The sequence below is a fragment of the Pantoea sp. JGM49 genome (assembly GCF_018257655.1).
GTDB classification, from domain to species: Bacteria; Pseudomonadota; Gammaproteobacteria; order Enterobacterales; family Enterobacteriaceae; genus Pantoea; species Pantoea communis.
This window is the reverse complement of sequence record NZ_JAERJM010000004.1, coordinates 241,592-265,198: the sequence shown is the minus strand read 5'-3', so window position 1 is coordinate 265,198 and position 23,607 is coordinate 241,592. Positions and strand designations below refer to the sequence as shown.

The window sequence follows — 23,607 nt, the reverse complement described above, 5'->3', positions numbered from 1 at the left end:
AATGCAATTTTGCAGCGTTACGCTCGAAATAGCTGACAAACATCACATAAATTATTTTTTCGCACACTAAAATAAATCGCGACCTTACTGCTGTGCAGCGGACAGTTTCGGAACATTTATTGATGCGACTCTTCATCTTAGACCCAAACGATCCACCTGAATCAACAACGGTAATTCTCAATGATTCCCGGCAATGCCAGAGAATCTCTCATGCGAACGGAGGTAGCAAGTGACCATTGCTATTGTAATTGGTACACATGGCTGGGCGGCAGAACAGCTGCTTAAAACAGCAGAAATGTTGTTGGGTGAGCAGGAAAATGTCGGATGGATTGATTTCGTGCCCGGCGAAAATGCAGAAACGCTAATCGAAAAGTATCAGGCGAGACTGGCAGAACTCGACACGTCGAAAGGCGTGCTGTTCCTGGTGGATACCTGGGGTGGCAGTCCATTCAACGCGGCCAGCCGCATTGTGGTGGATAAGCCGGATTATGACGTCATCGCCGGGGTGAACATCCCGATGCTGGTGGAAACCCTGATGGGGCGCGATGATAATCCATCCTTTGAGGAATTGATTCATATTGCCGTGGAAGCCGGCCGCGAAGGTGTTAAAGCCCTCAAGACCGAAACCCCTACCCCGGAAGCTGCAGCACCCGTTGCCGCACAAGCCCCGGCGCAACCGCAAAAGCCTTTGGCACCAGGCGAGCACATGAAGATCGGCCTGGCGCGCATCGATGACCGTTTAATTCACGGCCAGGTGGCAACCCGCTGGACCAAAGAGACCAACGTGACTCGCATCATCGTCGTCAGTGATGAAGTGGCTAATGACCATGTGCGTAAAACGCTGCTGACGCAGGTGGCCCCTCCTGGCGTGACCGCACACGTGGTGGATATTGCCAAGATGATCCGCGTGTGGAACAACCCGAAATATGGCCGTGACCGCGTGATGCTGCTGTTCACCAATCCTACCGATGTGGAACGGATTGTTGAACAAGGCGTGGATATCAAGTCGGTCAACATCGGCGGCATGGCATTCAAACAGGGTAAAACCCAGGTCAACAACGCAGTTTCGGTCGATCAGAAGGACATTGAAGCCTTCCGTAAACTGAATGAACGCGGTATTGAGTTGGAAGTGCGTAAAGTTTCAAACGACCCAAGACTGAAAATGATGGACCTGATTGCCAAGGTCAATCAGTAGTTCGCTTTTGCCTGCGCTGGCGGGCGAATACTTGAGACCTTGCTGAGGAGAAAAGCAATGGAAATAACCACGCTACAAATCATCCTGATATTTATTGTGGCTTGTATTGCCGGGATGGGATCGATTCTTGATGAGTTCCAGTTCCACCGTCCACTGGTGGCCTGTACCTTGATTGGTGCGGTTCTGGGTGACATGAAAACCGGTATCATCATCGGTGGTACCCTGGAAATGATCGCGCTGGGCTGGATGAACATCGGTGCGGCGGTTGCACCCGATGCGGCACTGGCCTCCATCATTTCGACCATTCTGGTTATCGCAGGTGGCCAAAGTGTTGGTGCGGGTATCGCACTGGCGATTCCACTGGCGGCAGCCGGCCAGGTTCTGACCATCATCGTCCGTACCATCACCGTTGCCTTCCAGCACGCTGCCGATAAGGCCGCCGAGAAAGGCAATCTGAGCGCCATCAGCTGGATCCACGTCTCTGCACTGGTATTGCAGGCGATGCGTATTGCAATTCCAGCCCTGATTGTGGCGATTTCAGTCGGTACCAGCGTGGTACAGGAACTGCTGAGTTCAATTCCAGAAGTGGTCACCAACGGTCTGAACATCGCCGGTGGCATGATCGTGGTGGTCGGTTACGCGATGGTCATCAACATGATGCGCGCAGGCTACCTGATGCCGTTCTTCTATCTGGGCTTTGTGACGGCGGCCTTCACCAACTTCAACCTGGTTGCTCTGGGCGTGATTGGTGTGGTCATGGCGGTGCTGTATATCCAGCTGGCGCCGAAATATAACCGTACAGCAGGCGCGGCCGCTGCCGGCCCTGCACACAATGACCTCGACAACGAACTCGACTAGGAACAGGTGAAATCATGGTTGATACAACTAACACGCAAAAGAAACTCACCCCGAGCGATGTCCGTGGTGTGTTCATCCGCTCTAACCTGTTTCAGGGTTCATGGAACTTTGAACGTATGCAGGCGCTGGGCTTCTGCTTCTCAATGGTGCCGGTGATTCGTCGCCTCTATCCTGAGAACAACGACGATCGTAAACAGGCGATTAAGCGTCATCTGGAATTCTTTAATACCCATCCATACGTGGCAGCACCGGTGCTCGGCGTTACCATGGCGATGGAAGAGCAGCGTGCTAACGGCGCGGCGATTGATGATGCCGCGATTAACGGCATTAAAGTCGGCCTGATGGGACCGCTGGCGGGGGTGGGCGACCCGATCTTCTGGGGTACCGTTCGCCCGGTGTTTGCTGCACTCGGTGCCGGTATCGCGATGAGCGGCAGCTTGCTCGGTCCCCTGCTGTTCTTCATTCTGTTTAACGCCGTGCGTATGCTGACGCGTTATTACGGTGTGGCGTATGGTTATCGCAAAGGCGTGGATATCGTCAGCGATATGGGTGGCGGCTTCCTGCAAAAGCTCACGGAGGGGGCGTCGATTCTCGGCCTGTTTGTCATGGGGGCGCTGGTCAACAAGTGGACACACGTGAACGTGCCGCTTGTGGTGTCCCGCATTACCGATCACACCGGCAAAACCACCGTGACCACCGTTCAATCGATCCTCGATCAGCTGATGCCGGGCTTAATCCCGCTGCTGCTGACCTTCGGCTGTATGTGGCTGCTGCGCCGTAAAGTTAACGCACTGTGGATTATCGTGGGCTTCTTTGCCCTGGGTATCTTTGGTTACTGGATCGGCCTGCTCGGTCTGTAATCATCTCGCCGGGGGCTTCGGCTCCCGGCAGTTTTCAGCGAAGTTACCTGAGCGCCAACGTTGAGGTAAATTCGGTTGAGGAAGAAAATGTAATGTCACTGACTGACGCTCTGATTGCCCTGCTGATCATCGCTTTCGCCCTGTTCGCAATTTACGATGACGCTATCCTGCCGCGGCGCAAGGGGCCGACCAAATTGCGTGTCGCGCTGCGTCGTCGCCATAAGATCGACAGCGGCATTTTTATCGTGTTGCTGCTGATTTTGCTGTGGAATAACGTCAGCAACCATGGCCCGCAGCTCACCACCACGCTGCTGATGGTGCTGTGCTTTATGGCAATCTGGCTGTTCTGGCTACGCACGCCGAAACTGTTGATGAAGACAGAGGGACTGTTCTTCGGCAGCGTGTGGATCGACTATCGTCGTATTCAAAGTATGAACTTGTCTGAGGATGGCATTTTAGTCATGCAACTGGAACAGCGTCGCCTGCTGATTGCTGTGCAACAGCTCGACGACCTGGAACGTATCTACAATACGCTGGTGGAAGCGCGTTAAGTGCGCTGCCATAGCGTCAGCATGAAGTCGGCATCGCAGCTAAAGCTATCGGCTGCCACCAGCTGTTGCCAGACTTCTTCGCGCGCGCGCCAGGCAAAAGGCGTCATCTGCAGCAAGCTCACCGCTTCGGCCCCATTTAACGTCATCTCATAACGCAGATTGTGTTGCCCGACCTGGCTAAAACCTTCGTAAGCCTTTTCTTCTGCCGCGTGCAGCTGCACTTCACGATAAATCAGCGCCTTGAACTGCTGCAGATGATGTGGACCCGGCGTCACCGTCAGCAGATAGCCGCCCGTTTTCACCACCCGGTTCAGTTCGGTTTCATTACAGGGAGCATAGATGCGCACAATGCCCTCCAGCGATGCATCAGCAAAGGGTAAACGCTGGCTGGAGGCGACACAAAATTTCACCGTGCGATAACGTTTAGCCGCCATGCGAATCGCCGCTTTCGCCACATCCAGGCCAAACAACTGCGCCTGCGGAAGGGCTTCTGCCATTGCTGCGGTGTAGTAACCCTCGCCACAGCCAATATCCAATACCTGTGCCGCCTGGCCATTCAGGCGCTGTGCCAGATGTTGCGCCACTGCATCGCGTAATGGCTGATAGTGGCCGGCATCAAGAAATGCGCGACGTGCCAGCAGCATTTCCGCACTGTCACCCGGTTCCTTTGAGCCTTTATGCTGCACCGGCAACAAATTAACGTACCCTTCTTTAGCCTGATCGAATTGGTGACCTGCATCGCAGCGGAAGCTGTTGGCTTGCTGGTGCAAATGTTGCTGGCAAAGGGGGCAAATCAAAGACATAGACAACTCCGGGTTCACGATTCGCGCGCAGTTTACCCTGATCGTCTGGCAACAGAAAGGATAAAAGAAAAGCCCCGGTCAGAGACCAGGGCTTTACAATTCGTGTCAGCGGCGCATGGCACCGAGTCTGAGAACGAAATCAGATAGCAGTAACGTTTACTGCAGCTGGACCTTTCTGGCCGTCCTGAATTTCGAACTCAACAGCCTGGCCTTCAGCCAGAGTTTTGAAGCCGTTACCCTGGATTGCAGAGAAGTGTACGAACACGTCTTTGCTGCCGTCAGCAGGAGTAATGAAACCAAAACCTTTAGACTCGTTGAACCACTTAACCTGACCTTTAATCTTTGCCATTTTTGCAAATTCCTTTGATTGTTTATATTGCCCGAAGGCAGTCTTACAGATAAACCAGAGACGTTACTGAATGAGGCACTAATTTAAGGTTCGGCAAGGAAGCGGAATTCAACGTCAACGTCTTTACTCGTAACTTCTTTACTGAAGATGCCATACATAAACAGAACTGTACCTCGTTTGACCCAAGAGTCGTTATCACATATCCGCAAATTAATGGCAAGCCATTTTTAAACGGTGATCGACATGACGCACATAATTGGCCGTTGCTCTGCACTCTTCTGCCATTAGCATATTGACAGATGACGGAATAACTGCACAAAAAAATGTTATTTGTCAGAGTAGTTAGCGCCAGTACGTACATTAGTCAAGCGTAGCGACGCAATCTAAACCAGCACAATTAAAGCGGTCAAGGCTACGCAAAAAGTATTGCATTAATATGGCATTGATAAAATATTTCGCCAAAAAATTAACGTGGAATGCAACATTCGTGCGCTGAGCAAAAGTTGTACAATCCGATTTATTAAGTACAAGTCATTAATTGTTTTGCACCAAAATCAGGAAAATATAAGCGCTCTTGCCCCAAATATATGCACGCTCGTTTTGGCGGTTATCTTATTTTTAACTAACGACTCTACAATTAAATGTTAAAAAAACGCACTGCGACGCTTGATTTAACAAATCGGGCTTAGGACACATCTGAATCACTATTCTGCAAGCTTCGGCTGGTGCCTATTCTCCATGGCATAAAGCGTGAGTCCCCTTCTCCCGCGGATTGCATTGCTTGCGCCAAAGCGGCAGGAGGTTCATCTAAAGGATCATCCGCCAGTTCAAACACACCCCAGTGGATCGGCAGCGTTAACGGACGCCCTATCGCCTGCCATAAACGCACCGCCTGATCGGGGTCCATATGTTGACCGCGCATGAACCATTTTGGTGCATAAGCGCCAATGGGCAACGCGGCAAGATTAAAGGGCCCGAGACGTTCAGCAATTTCTAACAGGTTTTCGCTATAGCCACTGTCACCTGAAAACCAAAAATTCACACTCTGGTTTCGCACCACCCAGCCACACCACAGTGAGCGATTACGATCCCAGAAAGTTCGCATGCTCCAGTGCCGCGCGGGTACGGCAGTCAGCGTCACTCCTGCGATATCAATGGATTGCCACCAGTCGCGTTCGGTGACATGACGCACGCCACGTTTGCGACACCAGGTTCCCATACCCAGCGGCACAACAAATTGCGCATCCGGGAAACGACGTGCGATGCGCTTTACCGTAGGTCGATCGAGATGGTCGTAGTGATTGTGCGAAATCAGTACCACGTCGAGATGTGGCAACTGTGCAATATGGAGCGGAGCGGGCGTTTTACGCTGTGGTCCAGCAAACGGCAGCGGTGAAGCACGCGCAGAGAGTGCCGGATCGATGAGAATATAGCGGCGATTGAGCCGCATCAACACGGCGGCATGACCTAACCACCAGACGCGATCGTCATCACCGCCCAGATCGCTTTCCTGATACCAGCGGGCAATGAATGCCGGATAACCGGCCTGAGGCGGCAGCGGCAAATGGTCCGCTTTGCGCTCCCGCCGCCAGCGCTGCAAATCCCCTGGCTGGCGCAATTCCGGTTCCGGATTGCGGAAACCTTCTGGCGTGTGATGCGCCAGCGTTGCGTCGTACCAGGGATTTTGCCAGGCCATTACTGCTCCATCATGTGTTTAACGTTCTGGAATCATACGGATGAAGTCGCGCTGTTCTACTGCGTCTTCTTCCTCCTGCTGTTTTGCTGTGGCAGGTTGAGCATCCGCCAGGCGGCGCAACAATGCATTCTGTTTTTTCTGCTCTTCCAGCAGAGCTTCCAGCAAACGAATCTGTTCACTGGCGCGCATGCTGGCCCGGTTAACGAAGAACCAGGCTATCAAGGCCACAACAATAATGATGGCCAGTACACCATAACTGAACAGCGGACTGGTATTTGCGGCTAACTCGTTCATAACTGCCTCTATTGTCAAACATAAAACACTTACACCGCCGCTGATTCTACTCGTTGTGTGCGGAAAAGATAATGGTTGCCGGTGGAAAGCAGATTATCCCGCATCTTGATGGCTTTCAGTTATCTCTGATCGATTTCATGAGCAGGACGCGTCATGCTGCTACTATAGAAATCGCAGCGACTTCAGGATAGCTGCGTTGTGTATCACAAGGAGATAAGATGAAACTATTCATTCGGGCGATAATCGTGGTGGCAGTGGTCTGGTTAGGGATGCTGTTTACCGGCTATGGCGTACTGACCGGAAGCAACAAAAACGCCGCTGGACTGGGCTTACAGTGTAGCTATCTCACTGCACGCGGCATGATCACCGCGCAATATCTGCATACCGACAGCGGTATTGTGGGTGTCACCGATTGTCCACTGCTGAAGAAAAGTGGCGAAGTGGTAGATAATTAGTGACTCAAACGGGCTGGCGACAGCCCGTTCTGCTATTCAGAATGGGTAGTCGTGGTAACCCAACTGGTCGGAAATATTGCGCGCGGCACGATGCAGCATCGCCACATACTCGTTTTTTGCTTCTTCAGAGAATCGGATTGTCGGGAACGAGATGCTCAATCCCGCGATCACCACGCCGAAGCGGTCGAAAACCGGCACAGCGATACAGCGTAAGCCCTCTTCCTGCTCTTCATTATCTTCACCGAACCCCTGCACTTTTACCTGATCTAATACCTCAAGTAGCGCTTCAGCACTGACGATGGTGTTGGCGGTACTGCGACGAAACTCGACTTCGCTCAGGATTGCCTGAACTTCAGTGCGATCGCGCCATGCCAGTAACACTTTACCGATGGCGGTGGTATGCAGCGGGTTACGACGCCCGATGCGCGAGTACATGCGCAGGTTATACAGCGAATCAATTTTATGGATATAGACAATGCTGTCTTCTTCCAGCGCACCCAGGTGGATGGTTTCTTTGGTCAAACGCGACAGTTCTCGCATTTCGACATCGGCACTACGAATCAGGTCGACGTTTTGTAGTGCCCTGGCACCCAATTCAAACAGCTTGAGCGTCAGCGAATATTTTTCACTTTCCCCTTCCTGCGCGACGTAACCCAATGATTTCATGGTTTGCAGAAAGCGGTAAACCGTGCTTTTTGACATCATCACGCGTTGCGACAGCTCGGTGATACCATGATCACGATCTTCGCCTAACGCCTGTAAAATGCCGAACACTTTCATTACCGAAGAGACGGAGTCTGGCTGTTTATCGTTATCACTGCTCGCCATTGCGCGTATCCTTTTTTGACGGTGTTTCAAAAAAAACGGAACAGAAGCGCCAGTATATGCGTTTCAGCCCAACGGCGGCAACGACTGGCAATCTGCGACACATTCCTTCGTAATTTTTTGTCAATGAATGCGGTGCTTTCCGTCACAAAATTGATTAGCATGATGATATTCACTTCCTTCATTTATTTCATTTATGTCCCCTACAGTCTCTCAGGATGGATTACCTGTTCCGCAGCGGTACGGCGCGATTATCACTATTGCGTTAGGCATCATGATGGCAGTGCTGGATGGTGCCATTGCTAACGTTGCGTTACCCACCATTGCACGCGAACTGAATGCCAGTCCGGCGGAATCAATCTGGATTGTTAACGCCTACCAAATCGCCATTGTTATCTCGTTACTGTCGCTCTCCTTTCTGGGCGATATGCTGGGTTATCGCCGTGTTTATCAGGTAGGGCTGGCGTTGTTTATCGCCACTTCACTGTTCTGCGCCCTCTCCTCTTCACTCAATATGCTTACCGTGGCGCGTATCCTGCAGGGTTTTGGCGGCGCGGCACTGATGAGTGTGAACACAGCGCTGATTCGTATTATCTATCCGCAGCGTTTTCTCGGCCGCGGTATGGCGATTAACTCGCTGATCGTCGCGGTGTCGAGCGCTGCGGGCCCAACGGTGGCAGCCGCGATTCTCTCCATCGCCAGCTGGAAATGGTTATTCCTGATCAACGTGCCGCTGGGCATTGTGGCACTGTGGCTGGCGCTGCGTTTTCTGCCAGATAACACGCAGAAAGCTAAACAGCAGAAGTTCGATGTTCCCAGTGCCATCATGAACGCCCTGTTCTTTGGCCTGCTCATATCGGCCCTCAGCGGGTTCTCACAGGGGCAGGACCACTGGCTCATTCTGGCTGAAGTCGTCGCACTGGTGTTGGTGGGCGTGGTGTTTGTTCGTCGCCAGTTGGCGATGCCAGTGCCGCTACTGCCGGTGGATTTGCTGCGCATCCCCATTTTTTCGTTGTCGATGTGCACTTCGATTTGCTCGTTCTGTGCGCAGATGCTGGCTATGGTTTCGCTGCCATTCTTCCTGCAAAACGTGCTGGGACGGGATGAAGTGGCAACCGGGTTGCTGCTCACACCCTGGCCGCTGGCCACCATGGTGCTGGCCCCCATTGCTGGCCGGTTGATTGAGAAAGTCCATGCGGGATTATTGGGTGGCCTGGGGCTGGCAATGTTTGCGGCGGGTCTGTTCTTACTGGCACTGCTGCCTTCACAACCCACCGATATTGATATTATCTGGCGAATGATGCTTTGCGGTGCGGGCTTTGGCCTGTTCCAGTCTCCAAATAATCACACGATTATCTCCTCTGCCCCGCGCCATCGCAGCGGTGGCGCCAGCGGTATGTTAGGGACGGCGCGTTTGGTCGGTCAGAGCAGCGGTGCAGCATTGGTTGCATTGATGTTCAATCTGTTTAACGACAGCGGAACACATGCATCACTGGTTCTGGCGGGTAGTTTCGCCACGGTGGCAGCCGTCGTCAGTATGTCTCGGATGACGCAATCGAGTCAGACGGTGAAGTCATAAAACAACAAAGGTGCCCAATTGGGCACCTTTGTTTATTGCAACAGCCAAACCATTATTTCAGATAGTCACCGTTACGCAGCGCTTCAATACGCTTATCGAGCGGCGGATGCGACATAAACAATTCGCTCAACGATTTGCTTTTGCCGTTAATGCAGAATGCCATCATGCTGCTTGGCTCCTGCGGCTCGTAGCTGGTTTTCAAACGCTGCAGAGCGGCAATCATCTTCTCGCGGCCCACCAGTTTGGCTGAACCTGCATCCGCGTGGAATTCACGGTGACGTGAGAACCACATGGTGATGATGCTGGCGAGAATGCCGAACACCAGTTCCAGCACGGTCGCGACCGCAAAATAGACCAGCGGGTTACCGTTGCTGCTCTCTTCACCGTCACGGTTACCCGACAGGAAGCCCGATGCTACCTGCGCGATAATACGCGAAATGAAGATCACGAAGGTGTTCACCACACCCTGAATCAGCGTCATGGTGATCATGTCACCGTTAGCGATGTGGGCGATTTCGTGCGCCAGCACCGCTTCCGCTTCATCACGGCTCATGTTCTGCAGCAAGCCGGTCGAGACCGCAACCAGTGAGGCGTCACGACGCGCACCGGTAGCAAAGGCGTTAATATCTGGCGCGTGATAGATCGCCACTTGCGGCATCGCAATGCCGGACTGTTGAGCCTGGCGACTGACGGTATCCATCAGCCAGCGTTCTGTCTCGTTACGGGGTTGTTGAATCACTTCACCGCCGACGGAGCGCAACGCCATCCATTTAGACATCAGCAGTGAAACAAACGCACCGCCAAAGCCAAACAGACCTGCCATAATCATCAGACCCTGAACACTGCTTGACTGAATTCCTGTCAGACTCAGAATCAGTCCGAATACCAACATCACCGCCAGGTTGGTGACCAGGAAAAGCGCAATACGCATCATAAACGTTAATCTTCCTCAGTTGTGCTCGCGCTCATGCGCGGATATACATCCTATGTCCATTGCGCAGGTTTTCAAGCAACCTTAATCTTTAAGTGTCTAAAAAGACATAACTTTACATTTGGTAATGATGTGCGCAATTCTGCCCATTAGCCACAATGAACAATACCTTTGGTGCAAAAAAAAACACCGCCGGAGCGGTGCTTTTATTCAGCGAAAATTTATTTCGCGCCTTCGGCAGCAGGCTGGGTTTTCTCCAGCTGTGCCATGTCGTTGGCAATTTTCACGGTTTCGTCCAGATACGGGTCTGGCTCTTTGTAGTCTTTCGGCAAATCTTCAATGCTCTTCAGCGGGGCTTTGCCTTCCGCCTGGTAGCGCGCGTTAATGCGTTCCAGACGCAGTGCATCATCTTCGTGGTTCTCTTTCTCACGTTGAGCAAGATTGAGCGACACAATATTGCGTTTATCTTTCATCGCGTCAAAGCGCGCAATATCTTTCATGATGTACTGGAACTCGCGATCTTTAGCGATACGATCGGCGTGCTCTTTGGTCAGCTGCGGTACCAGCGCGGTGATATCACCGGTTTTGGTGTAAGTCGCGGCATTCACGCTATCCCATGGCAGCGCGTTGTCCTCGAACTTCTCACCGGTTTCCGCCGCTTCTACGCCAGTTGGCATCAGCAGGTCCGGCGTGACGCCTTTACGCTGAGTACTGCCACCGTTAATGCGATAGAACTTCTGGATGGTGTATTGCACTGAGCCCAGCGCCGGCCATTCCGGACGCAGCATCTGATCGTAGATGCGGTTCAGTGAACGGTACTGCTGTACGGTGCCCTTACCAAAGGTTGGTTCACCGACGATCAGTGCGCGACCGTAATCCTGCATCGCAGCGGCGAAGATCTCAGAAGCCGAGGCACTGAAACGATCGACCAGCACCACCAGCGGACCTTTGTAATAAACGATACCGTCGTTATCGCTGTCCTGGCGCACGCGACCGTTGTTGTCACGGACCTGCACCACTGGGCCACTTGGGATAAACAGACCCGACAGTGATACGGCTTCGGTGAGCGCACCGCCGCCGTTGGTACGCAAATCAATCACGATGCTGTCGACGTTCTGCTTCTGCAGTTTTTGCAGCTGCACTTTCACATCGTCAGTCAGGCCAACGTAGAAGCCTGGAATATCCAGTACGCCGACTTTCTCTTTACCGACGTTATGTACGGTGCCTTTCACCGCGCGATCTTCAAGACGGATCTTTTCACGCGTCAGTGTCACGGTGCGGGTTTTGGTGCCCTTGCCAGCAGGCAGGATTTCCAGGCGCACTTTGCTGCCTTTCGGTCCTTTGATTTTGGACACCACATCATCCAGACGCCAGCCAATCACATCTTCCATTGGCTTGCCTGGCTGAGCAACACCGACAATACGGTCGCCCACGCTGATGGATTTGCTTTTCGCGGCCGGTCCGCCAGCCACCATAGAGTTGATGACCGTGTAATCATCGTCCATCTGCAGCACGGCACCGATACCCTCCAGCGACAGGCTCATCTCGGTGTTGAACTGTTCGGTGTTACGCGGTGAAAGATAGTTGGTGTGCGGGTCGATTTCATGCGCAAAGGCGGTCATCGCCAGCTGGAACACATCTTCACTGTTGCTCTGCGCCAGGCGACGAATGGCAAAGTTGTAACGCTTAGTCAGCGTTTCACGAATCTCTTTGTCATCTTTACCGGCCAGTTTCAGGCTCAGCTCATCATATTTAACTTTGGCATCCCACAGCGCGTTCAGCTCATCGCTGTTTTTCGGCCAGGGTGATTTTGCACGGTCAATGTCGATGGTGTCATTGCCGGTGAAATTCATCGGGCGATTCAGCACGCTCAGCGCATATTGATAGCGCTCGAAGCGACGTTTCTGCGCCAGATTGTAGAGATCGTAGAACACATCCAGCTTACCGCTGCGCAGTTCATCACCCAACGTGGTTTTCTTATCGGCGTATTGCGCGATGTCTGAAGCCAACAACACGTTATGGTTGTAGTCGAGCAGATTCAGGTAGCGATCAAAAATTTTCGCAGAGAAATCCTGATTCAGATCGAACTGACGATAGTGAGAACGGGTGAAACGCGAAGTGACGCGTTCACTGACGGTAGGATGCTGCGGGTCTTCATGTAACTGTGGAATCTGGTCGGCGCGGGTAATGTTATCTACGCCAAAGGTGGGGCCTGCTAACAGCAGGCCCGCGATCATACCGATCTTTAAAATGTTGTTCATGCCGAGGTCAGCCTCCGTTTCAGAACTGCAAGTGTTCTGCGCGCACAATCATTGCCATGCCGGAAGCGAGCTGCACCCGAACGCCATCCTTGGTGATTTCAAGAATGGTGGCGTCCATTGCACTTTTGCCTGCTTTAACTTTGATGTTCTGGCCGGGTTGCAAAGTTGAGGTATCAGTGACAGGTTTAGCTCGCGGTGGGCGCGGTGCAGCAGGACGTTCTGCTGATGCGGCACGCGGTGCCTGTGGACGAGGCTTGCGAGGTGCTTCGCCTTCAGCCGCTTTGCGAGGAGCAGGTTTACGAGGACGACGTTCAGCGGTCTCTTCACCGGCTTCGCGTTTCTTCGCTTTTTGCTGATCGCGCTGCGCCTGAACGCGCGCTTTAGCTTCTTCCAGCTGCTTGCGCGCATGTTCTACGTGTTGTTCGTCCAGCACGCCACAGGCGTTGCCATCAAGATCAACTCGGATTGCACCCGCTTTAATGCCGTACAGGTAACGCCAGCTTGAGGTATAAAGGCGCAAGGCTGAACGCAGTTGCGTCTTGCTCAGGCTGTTTTCACCCTGAACGCGCTCAACCAGATCCTGGAAGATACCGATTTTAAGCGGACGCGCTTCACCTTCGGCGCTAAAACATTGCGGAAAACGTTCCGCCAAAAAGGCGATCACTTCTTTACTGCTATTCAACTTAGGTTGATTTTCCATGAAATTTCCTGATTACTACGGGTTTGCCGACCAGAGCAGGCATGAACAGGCGACATTATAATGACAACATCGCCAAATGCTATGTGATCCAGTCGATTAGCTGCGTGACAGTTGAATAAATTTTTCGATGTCACTGCCCGCCAGCACTTCACAAAGCCCGTCGGTAAGGGCCACCAGCCCCGCTTCATCCTCACTATCAAAGCGAGAATAAACCGTACTATCAATGTCTAGCACACCGACAACGGTGCCATTCACTTTCAGAGGAATCACGATTTCAGCGTTGCTGGCCGCATCACACGCGATATGACCAGGGAACGCATGCACATCCTCAACGAGCTGTACTTTATCCTCTGCAATCGCTGTGCCACAAACCCCTTTGCCCACCGGAATGCGTACGCAGGCAATTTTGCCCTGGAACGGGCCCAGCACCAGCGTATTTGGCTCGGTGAGCAAGTAGAATCCTGCCCAGTTCACGCCTTCCAGGCGTTCAAACAGCAGCGCACTGCAATTACCCAGTGCTGCCAGGAAAGAGGTTTCGCCCGCTAACAGTGCACGGACATCGCGATTTAAATCCTCGTAAAAGGCTTTTTTGTTCATTGTTTAACCATAACTCGTCACTGTCGTGAGCTTGTTGTCACTCAGTTGTTAAAATAAGCACTAATAATCCAGCCCCATCAGGTGAATCATTGTGTTAGTTACTATACCCTTAGCAGTCGGTGGTTAAGACTATTCTTGTACCACTCCCTATTGCAGTCAGAATGCTCTGAACAGCATGCCGGTAAACGTAACGAACGATGGGCCACTTGCGTCACCTATGAAAATTCACGCTATCAGCCAGACGTTGCCCCACGCACGTTATCAGCGTTGTCCGCAATGCGATACCCTTTTTTCCTTACCGGATGTGAAATCGCATCAGTCGGCGCATTGCCCGCGCTGTCATGCAAAAATTCAAAGTGGCCGCGATTGGTCAATGACGCGACTCACCGTAATGGCCGTGACCATGATCGTGTTGATGCCCTTCGCCTTCAGCCTCCCGTTGGTGGATATTCGCTTGCTCGGCATGCGCATCAACGCCAGCCTGGTGGAAGGCGTGATCCAGATGGCGCAGCAGGGCAACGTGCTGACGGCCTCGATGGTGGCGTTTTGTACCATTGGTGCACCGGTAACCTTAGTCGCGGGCATCTGCTATTTATGGATTGGCAACGCCCTCGGGATGAACCTGCGTCCGGTGTTGCTGATGCTGGAGAAGCTCAAAGAGTGGGTGATGCTGGATATCTATCTGGTCGGTGTGGCGGTCGCCTCTATAAAGGTGCAGGATTACGCCGCGCTGGAAGTCGGCTATGGCCTGGTGGCCTATATCGCGCTGACGGTGCTGAGCCTGCTGACGCTGATTCATCTCAACGTGGAAGAGCTGTGGGAGCACTATTATCCGCAGGCTGTGCCCACCACACCTCCGGAACAGTGGCAGGTGTGTCTGAACTGTCATCAAACCGGCATGCCGGACGATCGCGGACGTTGTACACGTTGTCACACCCCGCTCGATTTCCGTCGTCGCCACAGTTTGCAGAAATCCTGGGCCGCGCTGATCGCTTCGATTGTGCTACTGATCCCCGCTAATCTGCTGCCGATTTCAGTAGTTTACGTTAATGGCGCACGCCGTGAAGATACGATCTTCTCCGGTATTCTGGGTCTGGCTTCCGGCAACATCCCGGTGGCGGCGGTGGTATTTATCGCCAGTATCCTGGTGCCGTTTACCAAAGTGTTAGTGATGCTGACTTTGCTGGTCAGCATCCATTTTAAGTGTGAACAGGGCTTAAAAACCCGCATTCGACTGCTGCGTGCCATCACCTGGGTGGGACGCTGGTCGATGCTGGATCTGTTCGTGATTGCGGTCACCATGTCATTGGTGAATCGCGATCAACTGCTTGCTTTTACCATGGGACCTGCCGCCTTCTACTTTGGCGCGGCAGTCATCCTGACCATTATGGCTGTAGAGTGGCTTGATAGCCGCCTGATCTGGGATGCACATGCAACAGGAAACGCCGACTACACCGACTAGCGCCAACCTGCGTAACAAACGCAAGGTTTCGCCGTTCTGGCTATTGCCCATTATTGCCCTGCTGATTGCTGGCTGGCTGTTATGGACCAACTATCAGGAACGCGGTACCACTATCACCATCAACTTCCAGACCGCGGATGGCATCGTGCCGGGCCGTACGCCGATTCGCTATCAGGGCGTGGAAGTGGGTACCGTGCAAGGTATTGTGCTGAGCGATGACTATCACAGCATCCAGATCAAAGCCAGTATCAAGAGCGATATGCGCGATGCGCTGAAGGACAATACACAGTTCTGGCTGGTCACGCCGAAAGCCTCTCTGGCAGGTGTTTCAGGATTGGATGCGCTGGTGGGCGGTAACTATATTGGCATGATGCCCGGCGACGGCAATCCGCGTGAGCACTTTACCGCGCTGGACACCCAACCCAAATATCGCGTCAACACCGGCGAGTTGCTGATCCATCTGCACTCCCCCGATTTGGGATCGCTGAATACCGGTTCGCTGGTCTATTACCGCAAAATCCCGGTGGGACGCGTGTATGACTACAGCATCAACGGTAATACTGATGGCGTCACGGTCGACGTACTGATTGAGCGTCGTTTCGTCAATCTGGTGAAAAAGCAGAGCCGCTTCTGGAACGTGTCCGGCGTAGACGCTGACGTCAGTCTGAGCGGTGCCAAAGTGAAGCTGGAGAGCCTGGCAGCGCTGGTGAATGGGGCGATTGCCTTTGATTCTCCAGAAGAAGGTCAGCAGGCTAACAGCGACGAAAACTATCAGCTCTACCCCGATCTGGCACGCAGCCAGCGTGGCGTGCAGATCAGTCTGGATTTACCGAGCGGCGATAACCTCAAAGCGAATAGCACGCCACTGATGTACCAGGGTCTGGAAGTCGGTACCTTGACCAAACTCAATCTGTTACCGGGCGGCAAAGTCACCGGCGAACTCACCGTGGATCCTTCGGTGACGAGCCTGATGCGCAGCGGTACCCGCATTGAAATGCGGGCGCCCAAACTGAGCCTGACCGACACCAATCTCAGCAGCTTGCTGACCGGTAACACCTTCGAACTGGTACCGGGCGAAGGTCCCGCGCAGGATCACTTTACCGTGCTGCCTGCCAGCGAAACCCTGCTGCAAAAACCGGATGTTCTGACGGTAAAACTCAGCGCGCCGGAAACCTACGGTATTGATGGCGGTCAGCCGGTGATGCTGTACGGCATGAAGATTGGGCAGGTCATTTCGCGTCAACTGGATGAGAATGGCATTAGCTTTGCGGTGGCCATCAATCCGGAATATCGCCATCTGGTGCACGCGGACAGCAAATTCATTGTGAATAGTCGTCTCGACGTGAAGTTTGGTCTCGATGGAATGCAGGTGCTGGGTGCCAGTGCGCGTGAATGGGTAGACGGCGGCATACGTCTGGTGCCGGGTGCGAAAGGCAATCCTTCCGCCCGTTATCCTTTATATGCCGATGCTGAGCGTGCGCAGGAAGGGATTATCGGTGACCAGCCGCCAACCACACTGAAACTGACCGCCAACAGCTTGCCAGATGTGCAGGCAGGTTCAGTGGTGCTGTATCGTAAATTCCAGGTGGGTGAAGTGGTGGACGTGGTGCCGCGCGCCGATGCCTTTGAGATTTCCATCCACATTGAGCCGCAATACCGCAAATTGCTGACCAGCGAGAGCGTATTCTGGGCCGAAGGTGGTGCGAAAGTGCAACTTAACGGCAGCGGTTTAACGGTGCAGGCTTCGCCGCTCAACCGTGCGCTGAAAGGGGCGATCAGTTTCGATAACCTCACTGGCGCGCAAGCGGCGAAAGGCGTGAAACGCGTACTCTATGCCTCTGAAACGGCTGCGCGTGCAGTCGGCAGCCAGATCACCTTGCATACCTTTGATGCCAGCAAGCTGGCTGCGGGCATGCCGATTCGTTACCTCGGCATTAATGTCGGCCAGGTCGAATCACTGGCATTGAGTAAAGACAATAATCAGGTGGTGGCGAAAGCGGTGCTTTATCCCGAGTATGTGCAGGACTTTGCGCGTATCGGCAGTCGTTTCTCGGTGGTCTCACCGGAAATTTCGCCAGCGGGTGTTAATCATCTGGAGACCTTGCTGCAGCCTTACCTCAATGTCGATCCCGGCAAAGGGGCTCAGGCACGTACCTTTGAGTTGCAGGAGAGTACCATCACCGATTCGCGTTACCTCAACGGACTCAACATTTATGTTGATGCTACAGAAGCCGGTTCGCTGTCGTTGGGTACCCCGGTGCTGTTCCGTGGGGTAGAAGTGGGGACGGTAACCGGTACCTCGCTGGGCAACATGGCGGATCGCGTACAGATCGCGCTGCGCATCAGCAAGAAGTATCAGCATCTGGTGCGTAATAACTCCGTGTTCTGGCTGGCGTCTGGCTATAACCTCGACTTCGGTCTGATTGGTGGGGTCGTGAAAACCGGTACCTTCCAGCAGTTCATTCGTGGCGGCATTCAATTTGCTACACCGCCGACGGTGCCGCTGGCGCCACAGGCGGGCGCAGATAAACACTTCCTGTTGCAGGATGAAGCGCCGAAAGAGTGGCGCAGTTGGGGAACGGCGATTCCGGATCCCAATTAAGCAATCGGGCAGCCTGCGGGCTGCCCGTTTTATTTGCACGTGTTACACTTCGCGCTAAATTTGATACCCCGGTAAATGTCCGTGTCCGATCGCTTTCCTGAAGATTTCCTTGCGCTGATGCGCACCAGCCTGGCTGACGAAAATGAACTGCAGCGTTTCCTGGCGATTAGCCAGCAGCCGCTGCGCCGCAGCCTGCGCGTCAATACGTTGAAAATCAGTGTGGAGGCGTTTTTAGCACGCACCGCGCATTATGGCTGGCGCTTAACGCCGGTTCCCTGGTGCGCTGAAGGATTCTGGATCGAGCGGGAAGATGAGACATTGCCGCTGGGCAGTGTGGCCGAGCACCTGAGCGGTTTGTTCTACATTCAGGAAGCCAGCTCAATGCTGCCGGTCACCGCGTTGTTTGATGCCGCGCCAGAAGCACGCAAGGTGATGGATGTGGCCGCTGCACCCGGTTCCAAAACCACGCAAATGGCCGCGTTGATGCGCAACGAAGGCGCGATCCTCGCCAATGAATATTCAGCCAGCCGTGTAAAAGTGTTGCATGCCAATATCAGCCGCTGTGGCGTCAGCAATGTGGCGCTGACGCACTTTGATGGTCGTGTGTTTGGTGCCGCCCTACCTGAGCAGTTTGATGCCATCCTGCTGGATGCGCCCTGCTCCGGCGAAGGTGTGGTGCGTAAAGATGCCGACGCCCTGCGTAACTGGACACTGGCCAGCACTGAAGAGATTGCCGCAACTCAGCGTGACCTGCTCGACAGTGCGTTTCATGCCTTACAGCCAGGCGGCACGTTAATTTATTCCACCTGTACACTGAACCAGATTGAAAATCAGCAGGTGATCGCCTGGCTGCAGCAGCGCTATCCCGATGCAGTAGAAATCGTGCCGTTGCGCGACCTGTTTGACGGTGCCGAGCGTGCATTGACGCCGGAAGGCTTCCTGCATGTCTTCCCACAGATTTTCGACAGTGAAGGCTTCTTTGTCGCACGCCTGCGCAAAACGGCCAGCATCCCGGCGCTGCCCGCGCCCACCTATAAAGTGGGTAAACTGCCCTTCTCGCCTGCCAGCCGCAAGCTGGTTGCTGAAGTGCAACAGGCGGCTGCTAAGGTGGGGATTGAGTGGGATGAGCAGCATGCGTTGTGGCAGCGTGATAAAGAACTGTGGCTGTTCCCGGCTGCGCTGGAAAGCTGGCTCGGCAGAGTGCGGTTCTCCCGCATCGGTCTGAAGCTGGCAGAGACCTTCCCGAAAGGCTATCGCTGGCAGCATGAAGCGGTGGTTGCCCTGACTAAACCGGGCAGCGCACTGGATTTCGAATTGACAGAAACGGAAGCAGAAAGCTGGTATCGCGGCCAGGATATTCATCCTGAAACCGCACCAACTCGCGATGAAGTGATTGTCACCTATCAGCAGCAGCCATTGGGTTTAGCCAAGAAAGTCAGTAACCGCATCAAAAACAGCTATCCACGCGACCTGGTGCGCGACGGGCGTTTGTTCCGTTAACTCTATTGAAGCTGAACCAGCGTTAAGCGATTACCGAACACTGCGCCGGTGTCGATGTAATGCTGGTTCGCCACATTGAGCGGCTGTTCCAGTGGCGTGTGGCCGAAATAGAAATCGCTCGCACCGTCAATACTGGCGGAAGCGCCACGATGATGGCGGCCGAGACGATCGCGGCTCCACACCACCTGATGCCAGTCCACGTCCTGACCCAACTCATAATGGCTGGCTGGATAGTCGGCATGGGCGATCACCACCACGCGGTCGGCTAACTCTAGGTGCAAAATCAGCGGCAGATCGGCACAGCGTTTCAGCGCATGGCGCGCCGCAATTAAATCCGCCCCTTTTAATTGCCAGAACCAGTCACCGCCGTTCATCATCCACAGCATAGGGTCTTGCCCTTCCAGCGCCGACAACGCCATCTGTTCATGATTACCGCGCACACAGCGAAACCATGGCTCCTGCAACAGCTGTAAGCAGCCGGGGCTGTCGGGACCGCGATCGATCAAATCCCCTACCGACAGCAGCAGGTCTCGCTCTTTGTCGAAGTCATGCAGAATGAGCTGCGAGTCCAGTTGAGCGCGGCAACCATGCAAATCGCCCACCACCCAAATGTTACGCCACGTTTTGGCACTCACCGTTTGGTAAAACATGTAATCTTTCCCGGTTGACTGGAAGTTTAGTGAACCCGGCATAAAGTACAGTCCGGTGAGATGAAGCCAGGGGAGGGAGCAGCGTGAGCAGCCGTAAACAATTTATCGGTGTACTGGTGTTTATATTTCTCGGCAGCCTGTTGTTGCTTGAATCGCTGGCGCGTTTGGTGCATCTGCTGTTTGTGGGCTGAAGGATTTTACATCTCAGAAGTTTCAACAGTGGCTGCGTCCTGCAGCCCTGATGAAAGTCCCGTCCGGCGCTTATCTCCGGCGCTCATTAAAGGCGTTAGCTCTGTGCGGGACGGCGATCACTTTATCAATCCAGACAATTCCGAACAAGTTAAATGATATTAACTATCATTCTCATCATTGCTTTTTTACGCTTCGCTTACATTAGTGATGTTTATTTAAGCTTTCTTCCTTCCTGCCGATAACGTCCTATCCTCTTTCCTTCTTTATGAGAATATGAAAACGCTTTCTGTTATCACCCTTATGCTGTTGCTTTTCAGCATGCCCACTCACGCCAAAAAGCATGTTGAACTGATCGAGCAAGGCAATTACATCAACAGCGAAGGACAATCGATTCATCGTCCTGCACATACGCAAAATAATGACGTTCCCGATGGCGCAACCGCTCGCTGTCGCGATGGGTCATACAGTTTCAGCACCCATCACCGCGGGACCTGTTCTCGCCATGGTGGCGTTGCGGAATGGCTGGCATCTTAAGCCACACGCAATAAGCAGCATGTGCCAGGCTTAAAGGACACTATTTTCTTAAGGAGTGAGCAATGAAAGACTATTATAAAATCGATCTGGAGCTTTTTATGCAAAATAACGTGGACTTGATTCGCGAAATAAAAAGCAAAGCGCCGGTTTATGCAGATGAGTTGGGATTAGAGCTGGTGCAGTATATTAACCGCGAAGTGAAACAAGCCCATCTGGATTATATCGTAAGCCTCGGCGTGCGCGATCCTTATGAATATTACGTCTCGCAACATGAAGAAGATCGTCACCTGGCTGACACGCTAATTGCTCAGCATCGTGCCGCTTTACACCACACCGCTTAACCAACTGATTTGCCACACAAGCCGTGTGGCAAACGGTGTTCTTTAATGCGAGAGAAAGAATATCGCCAGCAGGAAAAATACCCATAATCCGGCAAAGGTCGCAAAGCCAACACGAGGCGTTTTCGTCCGACCGACTACCACACCGATAAAGATGCTTAGTAGCGTTAAGGTGCCAATCATTACCCAGAGAAGATATTGCGCATTTGCCATGAAGGATCCTTATTAATCGGCAATAAAAACAGTGCGCACTCTTATACCATTTTTCACGCTAACTGGCTGCTGTTAAATGTCCGCATCTTTCGTGCTGGCTTGAATTCATTACGCCGTTGGGTGACTGCAACGCACGGCTTTTAATTGTTCCAGCTGATTTAACCGTGTCGAGGCATGCTTGTTGGCGCTAGCCTTAGCGATACCGTTGCCGATGCCAAAATCGCCGATGAAACCAATCACCGTCAGCGCATCAAACTCGCCGGTTTTGTCGATCTGCTGCTGCACACTGTGGGATTTCGCAATTTCCTGATCCAGTGCCGCACAATTGTAGGTTTGCGCTTCTTCATCACTGACTTTGGGTGATTGCGGGTATTGTTTCAACGCACAGCCGTTGAGCAGCAGGATAGTGGTGAACAGTACAGCAGGTTTGAACATCTCAAGACTCTCGTTTGGGCTGGCAGGGTTGGCGTATTGCTGAGAGGAAATGTAGCACGTGAAGCGAGGCACGATTGGGTGAATAACTGGGCGATTTGCGGGTATTTTGCGCAAAGATTGGGTTAGGATTGCGGGATATGAAATTGATTCGGATAAAAGGATTTCGGACAAATTTCGGGAAACTTGGTTGAAGAGTAAATTATAATCATAATCAATTACATAAAAAAAGACCCAATACGATTCCTGTATCGGGTCCAGGGAAATGGCTCTTTGAGAGCCGTGCGCTAAAAGTTGGCATTTTTGAAGGCGAGTTCGCCTTGCCATTTAAAGGTAGTCCAAGGGTGATTATTTTCCAGCCAACCGTCACGATGCGGTCAGGAAGCTGCCAACTCTGTGATCGTGCTGACACATCGGGAAAGCAAGCGTAGCGGCAAAACTGTGCGCTACGCCCGAATTTTTGCAGGGACTACTTACCGCACAGCTGTTGCGCGCGATCGACGATCGGTTGCAGGCTCATCTTCTGGCCCGGATGCGCTTTGTCTTCCGCCACGATGGTATCGATGGATTGCAGTGTGCCCTTACCGGCATCAGCGCGTGCTTGGGCTTTATCATTCAGCGGATACTGCAGCAAGGTGCTCGGATTGATGGCAAACAGCGCGCCGTCTTTCTCACAGGTCAGCATCACCTCTTCGCGGGTGAAGGGCCATTTGTCTTTGCCAATCTCAAAGCGGCTGACGGTAATAATCTGCGCGGCCATCACCTGGCTGCACAGTGTCATCAGAATGCAGGCTGGAATCAATTTCTTCAGCAAAATATCGACCTCATTTTCTCTTTAATTACAATTCAGGCCGGAGACAGCGTGGCAAACACGCTAACCAATCCGACAACAACAATGGCCAGCAGCAGCTCAAGCTGCGTCAGGCGAATAAACTGCTGCGGCGCGTGACTACCCGCGACGCGAAAACCTGGCACCAGAACATAGCGATTGATCAGCGCAATGCCCACCATCATCATCACCAGCATCACTTTGACCACCAGCATCGCACTCCACAGCGTGGTGCCCCAATTGAGCGGTGTGCCGCCTATCAGCAGGCTGTTGATCAGCCCGGTGAGCAAAGCCAGTGCGACAGCCAGATGACCGTAACGCGAAAAGCGCATCATGCAGCGAATCGCATCGGTGCGATACGTAATCTGACGGGCTTCACGCATTAGCAATAACAGGGGCAGTAAGCCGCCAGTCCAGAACGCGGCGGCAATCAAGTGCAGCGCGTGATTGATCTGCTGCAGCAAGCCGGGTAAACCATCGCGCATCGCGGCGTGCCCGACGCCTGCCAGCGCCGCCAACTGCAACAGACCACTTATCAGCAAGAGCTGTTGGCGCAGTGTGCCACGCAGCAGCAAGGCCAGCGTGCTCAGCAGTGCGAACCCCAGTTCCCAACACCACACCGCGCCAAAGCGCGTCGCTAAAACCGCCTGCCAGGTTTCCAGGTCACCAACATTGTGCCAGTCACCGCTCATCAAACCGGTTTGCGTGGCGAGCATTAACACCGCACTGAGCAGACTCAATAGCGCTGTCGTGACTAAAATTTTGTGCAAACGTTGCGCCAGCACCGGGCGATAACGCCGCGGTGCCAGCAGAGCCGTATAGAACGCGCTGCCAGCCAGCAATAGCACCGCAATAAAATGCAGGGCGCGCAGGACGATCCACAACGTACTCAGAACCATGG

The 23,607-nt window shown here is 53.2% G+C and carries 25 protein-coding genes and 1 pseudogene; 11 read left to right on the top strand and 15 right to left on the bottom strand.

Features of this window, described 5'->3' with window-relative positions:
* The first annotated feature begins 229 nt into the window (after positions 1–229).
* The 4 genes from manX to JK231_RS09340 all read left to right on the top strand — a co-directional run bounded on the left by manX (position 230) and on the right by JK231_RS09340 (position 3,464).
* On the top strand, positions 230–1,195 hold the full coding sequence (gene manX / locus JK231_RS09355; RefSeq protein ID WP_160833635.1) for a PTS mannose transporter subunit IIAB: 966 nt from the start codon (positions 230–232) through the stop codon (positions 1,193–1,195).
* 57 nt (positions 1,196–1,252) lie between these two features.
* Complete coding sequence (locus tag JK231_RS09350) at positions 1,253–2,053, top strand: PTS mannose/fructose/sorbose transporter subunit IIC (RefSeq protein ID WP_034828717.1); 801 nt, start codon at positions 1,253–1,255, stop codon at positions 2,051–2,053.
* A 14-nt stretch (positions 2,054–2,067) separates the two neighbouring features.
* Positions 2,068–2,913, top strand: a complete 846-nt coding sequence (locus JK231_RS09345; RefSeq protein ID WP_038646579.1) for a PTS mannose transporter subunit IID — start codon at positions 2,068–2,070, stop codon at positions 2,911–2,913.
* Between the two features lie 92 nt (positions 2,914–3,005).
* Positions 3,006–3,464 (top strand): DUF986 family protein, encoded by a 459-nt coding sequence (locus JK231_RS09340; protein ID WP_058960161.1) that lies wholly within the window; start codon positions 3,006–3,008, stop codon positions 3,462–3,464.
* On the opposite strand, the gene rlmA is transcribed toward JK231_RS09340, so the two are convergent.
* From rlmA to JK231_RS09315, 5 genes and pseudogenes are all read right to left on the bottom strand, one after another.
* Positions 3,461–4,267: a 23S rRNA (guanine(745)-N(1))-methyltransferase gene (gene rlmA / locus JK231_RS09335; RefSeq protein WP_160833636.1), complete on the bottom strand. Its 807-nt coding sequence runs from the start codon at positions 4,265–4,267 to the stop codon at positions 3,461–3,463. The two genes, JK231_RS09340 and rlmA, sit on opposite strands and share 4 nt — an antisense overlap.
* 139 nt (positions 4,268–4,406) lie before the next feature.
* Positions 4,407–4,616, bottom strand: a complete 210-nt coding sequence (cspE, locus tag JK231_RS09330) for a transcription antiterminator/RNA stability regulator CspE (protein WP_034828712.1) — start codon at positions 4,614–4,616, stop codon at positions 4,407–4,409.
* An 86-nt stretch (positions 4,617–4,702) separates the two neighbouring features.
* Positions 4,703–4,774 (bottom strand): annotated as a pseudogene (locus JK231_RS09325) (DUF2627 domain-containing protein); the annotation flags it as partial.
* Between the two features lie 527 nt (positions 4,775–5,301).
* The gene (locus tag JK231_RS09320) at positions 5,302–6,312 is read right to left on the bottom strand and encodes an MBL fold metallo-hydrolase (protein ID WP_097116877.1); all 1,011 of its coding nucleotides are present in this window, start codon (positions 6,310–6,312) and stop codon (positions 5,302–5,304) included.
* Between the two features lie 18 nt (positions 6,313–6,330).
* Positions 6,331–6,606, bottom strand: a complete 276-nt coding sequence (locus tag JK231_RS09315; protein WP_034828707.1) for a YebO family protein — start codon at positions 6,604–6,606, stop codon at positions 6,331–6,333.
* 218 nt (positions 6,607–6,824) lie between these two features.
* Between JK231_RS09315 and JK231_RS09310 the strand changes: the two genes are divergently transcribed.
* Complete coding sequence (locus JK231_RS09310) at positions 6,825–7,061, top strand: YobH family protein (RefSeq protein WP_034828706.1); 237 nt, start codon at positions 6,825–6,827, stop codon at positions 7,059–7,061.
* Between the two features lie 36 nt (positions 7,062–7,097).
* Here JK231_RS09310 and kdgR read toward each other — a convergent pair whose 3' ends face one another.
* Positions 7,098–7,889, bottom strand: coding sequence for a DNA-binding transcriptional regulator KdgR (gene kdgR, locus JK231_RS09305; RefSeq protein ID WP_034828705.1), 792 nt, complete (start codon positions 7,887–7,889; stop codon positions 7,098–7,100).
* Positions 7,890–8,082: 193 nt separating this feature from the next.
* Here kdgR and JK231_RS09300 point away from each other — a divergent pair, with 193 nt between their 5' ends.
* The gene (locus JK231_RS09300) at positions 8,083–9,465 is read left to right on the top strand and encodes an MFS transporter (protein ID WP_160833637.1); all 1,383 of its coding nucleotides are present in this window, start codon (positions 8,083–8,085) and stop codon (positions 9,463–9,465) included.
* A gap of 52 nt (positions 9,466–9,517) precedes the next feature.
* Here the strand turns inward: JK231_RS09300 and htpX are convergent, their stop codons facing one another.
* The 4 genes from htpX to JK231_RS09280 all read right to left on the bottom strand — a co-directional run bounded on the left by htpX (position 9,518) and on the right by JK231_RS09280 (position 13,954).
* Complete coding sequence (gene htpX, locus JK231_RS09295) at positions 9,518–10,399, bottom strand: protease HtpX (RefSeq protein ID WP_038646563.1); 882 nt, start codon at positions 10,397–10,399, stop codon at positions 9,518–9,520.
* A gap of 218 nt (positions 10,400–10,617) precedes the next feature.
* Positions 10,618–12,657 carry a carboxy terminal-processing peptidase gene (gene prc, locus JK231_RS09290; protein ID WP_211728424.1) on the bottom strand — a complete coding sequence of 680 codons (2,040 nt, stop codon included), beginning with the start codon at positions 12,655–12,657 and terminating at the stop codon, positions 10,618–10,620.
* 19 nt (positions 12,658–12,676) lie between these two features.
* Complete coding sequence (gene proQ, locus JK231_RS09285) at positions 12,677–13,357, bottom strand: RNA chaperone ProQ (protein WP_034828699.1); 681 nt, start codon at positions 13,355–13,357, stop codon at positions 12,677–12,679.
* A 96-nt stretch (positions 13,358–13,453) separates the two neighbouring features.
* Entirely contained in the window at positions 13,454–13,954 is a 501-nt protein-coding gene (locus tag JK231_RS09280; protein ID WP_038646557.1) for a GAF domain-containing protein, read from the bottom strand.
* 217 nt (positions 13,955–14,171) lie between these two features.
* Here JK231_RS09280 and yebS point away from each other — a divergent pair, with 217 nt between their 5' ends.
* From yebS to rsmF, 3 genes are all read left to right on the top strand, one after another.
* Positions 14,172–15,416 (top strand): membrane integrity lipid transport subunit YebS, encoded by a 1,245-nt coding sequence (gene yebS / locus JK231_RS09275; RefSeq protein ID WP_097116874.1) that lies wholly within the window; start codon positions 14,172–14,174, stop codon positions 15,414–15,416.
* Positions 15,385–18,018 (top strand): PqiB family protein, encoded by a 2,634-nt coding sequence (locus tag JK231_RS09270; RefSeq protein WP_211728423.1) that lies wholly within the window; start codon positions 15,385–15,387, stop codon positions 18,016–18,018. Before yebS ends, JK231_RS09270 begins: the two co-directional genes overlap by 32 nt.
* Before the next feature lie 75 nt (positions 18,019–18,093).
* Positions 18,094–19,518: a 16S rRNA (cytosine(1407)-C(5))-methyltransferase RsmF gene (gene rsmF, locus JK231_RS09265; protein WP_211728422.1), complete on the top strand. Its 1,425-nt coding sequence runs from the start codon at positions 18,094–18,096 to the stop codon at positions 19,516–19,518.
* Between the two features lie 2 nt (positions 19,519–19,520).
* On the opposite strand, the gene JK231_RS09260 is transcribed toward rsmF, so the two are convergent.
* Positions 19,521–20,168: a metallophosphoesterase gene (locus JK231_RS09260; RefSeq protein WP_034828689.1), complete on the bottom strand. Its 648-nt coding sequence runs from the start codon at positions 20,166–20,168 to the stop codon at positions 19,521–19,523.
* 465 nt (positions 20,169–20,633) lie between these two features.
* Here JK231_RS09260 and JK231_RS09255 point away from each other — a divergent pair, with 465 nt between their 5' ends.
* Both JK231_RS09255 and JK231_RS09250 read left to right on the top strand, forming a co-directional pair.
* On the top strand, positions 20,634–20,894 hold the full coding sequence (locus JK231_RS09255) for a DUF3761 domain-containing protein (RefSeq protein WP_211728421.1): 261 nt from the start codon (positions 20,634–20,636) through the stop codon (positions 20,892–20,894).
* A 62-nt stretch (positions 20,895–20,956) separates the two neighbouring features.
* Entirely contained in the window at positions 20,957–21,235 is a 279-nt protein-coding gene (locus JK231_RS09250; protein ID WP_097116869.1) for a hypothetical protein, read from the top strand.
* 42 nt (positions 21,236–21,277) lie between these two features.
* On the opposite strand, the gene JK231_RS09245 is transcribed toward JK231_RS09250, so the two are convergent.
* From JK231_RS09245 to copD, 4 genes are all read right to left on the bottom strand, one after another.
* On the bottom strand, positions 21,278–21,445 hold the full coding sequence (locus JK231_RS09245) for a hypothetical protein (protein ID WP_166932300.1): 168 nt from the start codon (positions 21,443–21,445) through the stop codon (positions 21,278–21,280).
* 108 nt (positions 21,446–21,553) lie between these two features.
* Positions 21,554–21,880, bottom strand: coding sequence for a hypothetical protein (locus JK231_RS09240; protein ID WP_211728420.1), 327 nt, complete (start codon positions 21,878–21,880; stop codon positions 21,554–21,556).
* 466 nt (positions 21,881–22,346) lie between these two features.
* The gene (locus JK231_RS09235) at positions 22,347–22,694 is read right to left on the bottom strand and encodes a YebY family protein (protein WP_176505731.1); all 348 of its coding nucleotides are present in this window, start codon (positions 22,692–22,694) and stop codon (positions 22,347–22,349) included.
* Between the two features lie 29 nt (positions 22,695–22,723).
* Positions 22,724–23,605, bottom strand: coding sequence for a copper homeostasis membrane protein CopD (gene copD / locus JK231_RS09230; RefSeq protein WP_097116866.1), 882 nt, complete (start codon positions 23,603–23,605; stop codon positions 22,724–22,726).
* Between the last annotated feature and the right edge of the window lie 2 nt (positions 23,606–23,607).

Excerpts from the sequence above, each read along its gene's own strand:
- JK231_RS09270 (WP_211728423.1), top strand. The coding sequence starts at position 15,385 with ATGCAACAGGAAACGCCGACTACACCGACTAGCGCCAACCTGCGTAAC.
- JK231_RS09280 (WP_038646557.1), bottom strand. The coding sequence starts at position 13,954 with ATGAACAAAAAAGCCTTTTACGAGGATTTAAATCGCGATGTCCGTGCA.
- JK231_RS09350 (WP_034828717.1), top strand. The coding sequence starts at position 1,253 with ATGGAAATAACCACGCTACAAATCATCCTGATATTTATTGTGGCTTGT.
- kdgR (WP_034828705.1), bottom strand. The coding sequence starts at position 7,889 with ATGGCGAGCAGTGATAACGATAAACAGCCAGACTCCGTCTCTTCGGTA.
- JK231_RS09310 (WP_034828706.1), top strand. The coding sequence starts at position 6,825 with ATGAAACTATTCATTCGGGCGATAATCGTGGTGGCAGTGGTCTGGTTA.
- proQ (WP_034828699.1), bottom strand. The coding sequence starts at position 13,357 with ATGGAAAATCAACCTAAGTTGAATAGCAGTAAAGAAGTGATCGCCTTT.
- JK231_RS09320 (WP_097116877.1), bottom strand. The coding sequence starts at position 6,312 with ATGGCCTGGCAAAATCCCTGGTACGACGCAACGCTGGCGCATCACACG.
- htpX (WP_038646563.1), bottom strand. The coding sequence starts at position 10,399 with ATGATGCGTATTGCGCTTTTCCTGGTCACCAACCTGGCGGTGATGTTG.
- cspE (WP_034828712.1), bottom strand. The coding sequence starts at position 4,616 with ATGGCAAAGATTAAAGGTCAGGTTAAGTGGTTCAACGAGTCTAAAGGT.
- rsmF (WP_211728422.1), top strand. The coding sequence starts at position 18,094 with ATGTCCGTGTCCGATCGCTTTCCTGAAGATTTCCTTGCGCTGATGCGC.
- JK231_RS09300 (WP_160833637.1), top strand. The coding sequence starts at position 8,083 with ATGTCCCCTACAGTCTCTCAGGATGGATTACCTGTTCCGCAGCGGTAC.
- yebS (WP_097116874.1), top strand. The coding sequence starts at position 14,172 with ATGAAAATTCACGCTATCAGCCAGACGTTGCCCCACGCACGTTATCAG.
- JK231_RS09250 (WP_097116869.1), top strand. The coding sequence starts at position 20,957 with ATGAAAGACTATTATAAAATCGATCTGGAGCTTTTTATGCAAAATAAC.
- JK231_RS09345 (WP_038646579.1), top strand. The coding sequence starts at position 2,068 with ATGGTTGATACAACTAACACGCAAAAGAAACTCACCCCGAGCGATGTC.
- JK231_RS09255 (WP_211728421.1), top strand. The coding sequence starts at position 20,634 with ATGAAAACGCTTTCTGTTATCACCCTTATGCTGTTGCTTTTCAGCATG.
- JK231_RS09340 (WP_058960161.1), top strand. The coding sequence starts at position 3,006 with ATGTCACTGACTGACGCTCTGATTGCCCTGCTGATCATCGCTTTCGCC.
- JK231_RS09245 (WP_166932300.1), bottom strand. The coding sequence starts at position 21,445 with ATGGCAAATGCGCAATATCTTCTCTGGGTAATGATTGGCACCTTAACG.
- prc (WP_211728424.1), bottom strand. The coding sequence starts at position 12,657 with ATGAACAACATTTTAAAGATCGGTATGATCGCGGGCCTGCTGTTAGCA.
- copD (WP_097116866.1), bottom strand. The coding sequence starts at position 23,605 with ATGGTTCTGAGTACGTTGTGGATCGTCCTGCGCGCCCTGCATTTTATT.
- JK231_RS09240 (WP_211728420.1), bottom strand. The coding sequence starts at position 21,880 with ATGTTCAAACCTGCTGTACTGTTCACCACTATCCTGCTGCTCAACGGC.
- JK231_RS09260 (WP_034828689.1), bottom strand. The coding sequence starts at position 20,168 with ATGTTTTACCAAACGGTGAGTGCCAAAACGTGGCGTAACATTTGGGTG.
- JK231_RS09315 (WP_034828707.1), bottom strand. The coding sequence starts at position 6,606 with ATGAACGAGTTAGCCGCAAATACCAGTCCGCTGTTCAGTTATGGTGTA.
- rlmA (WP_160833636.1), bottom strand. The coding sequence starts at position 4,267 with ATGTCTTTGATTTGCCCCCTTTGCCAGCAACATTTGCACCAGCAAGCC.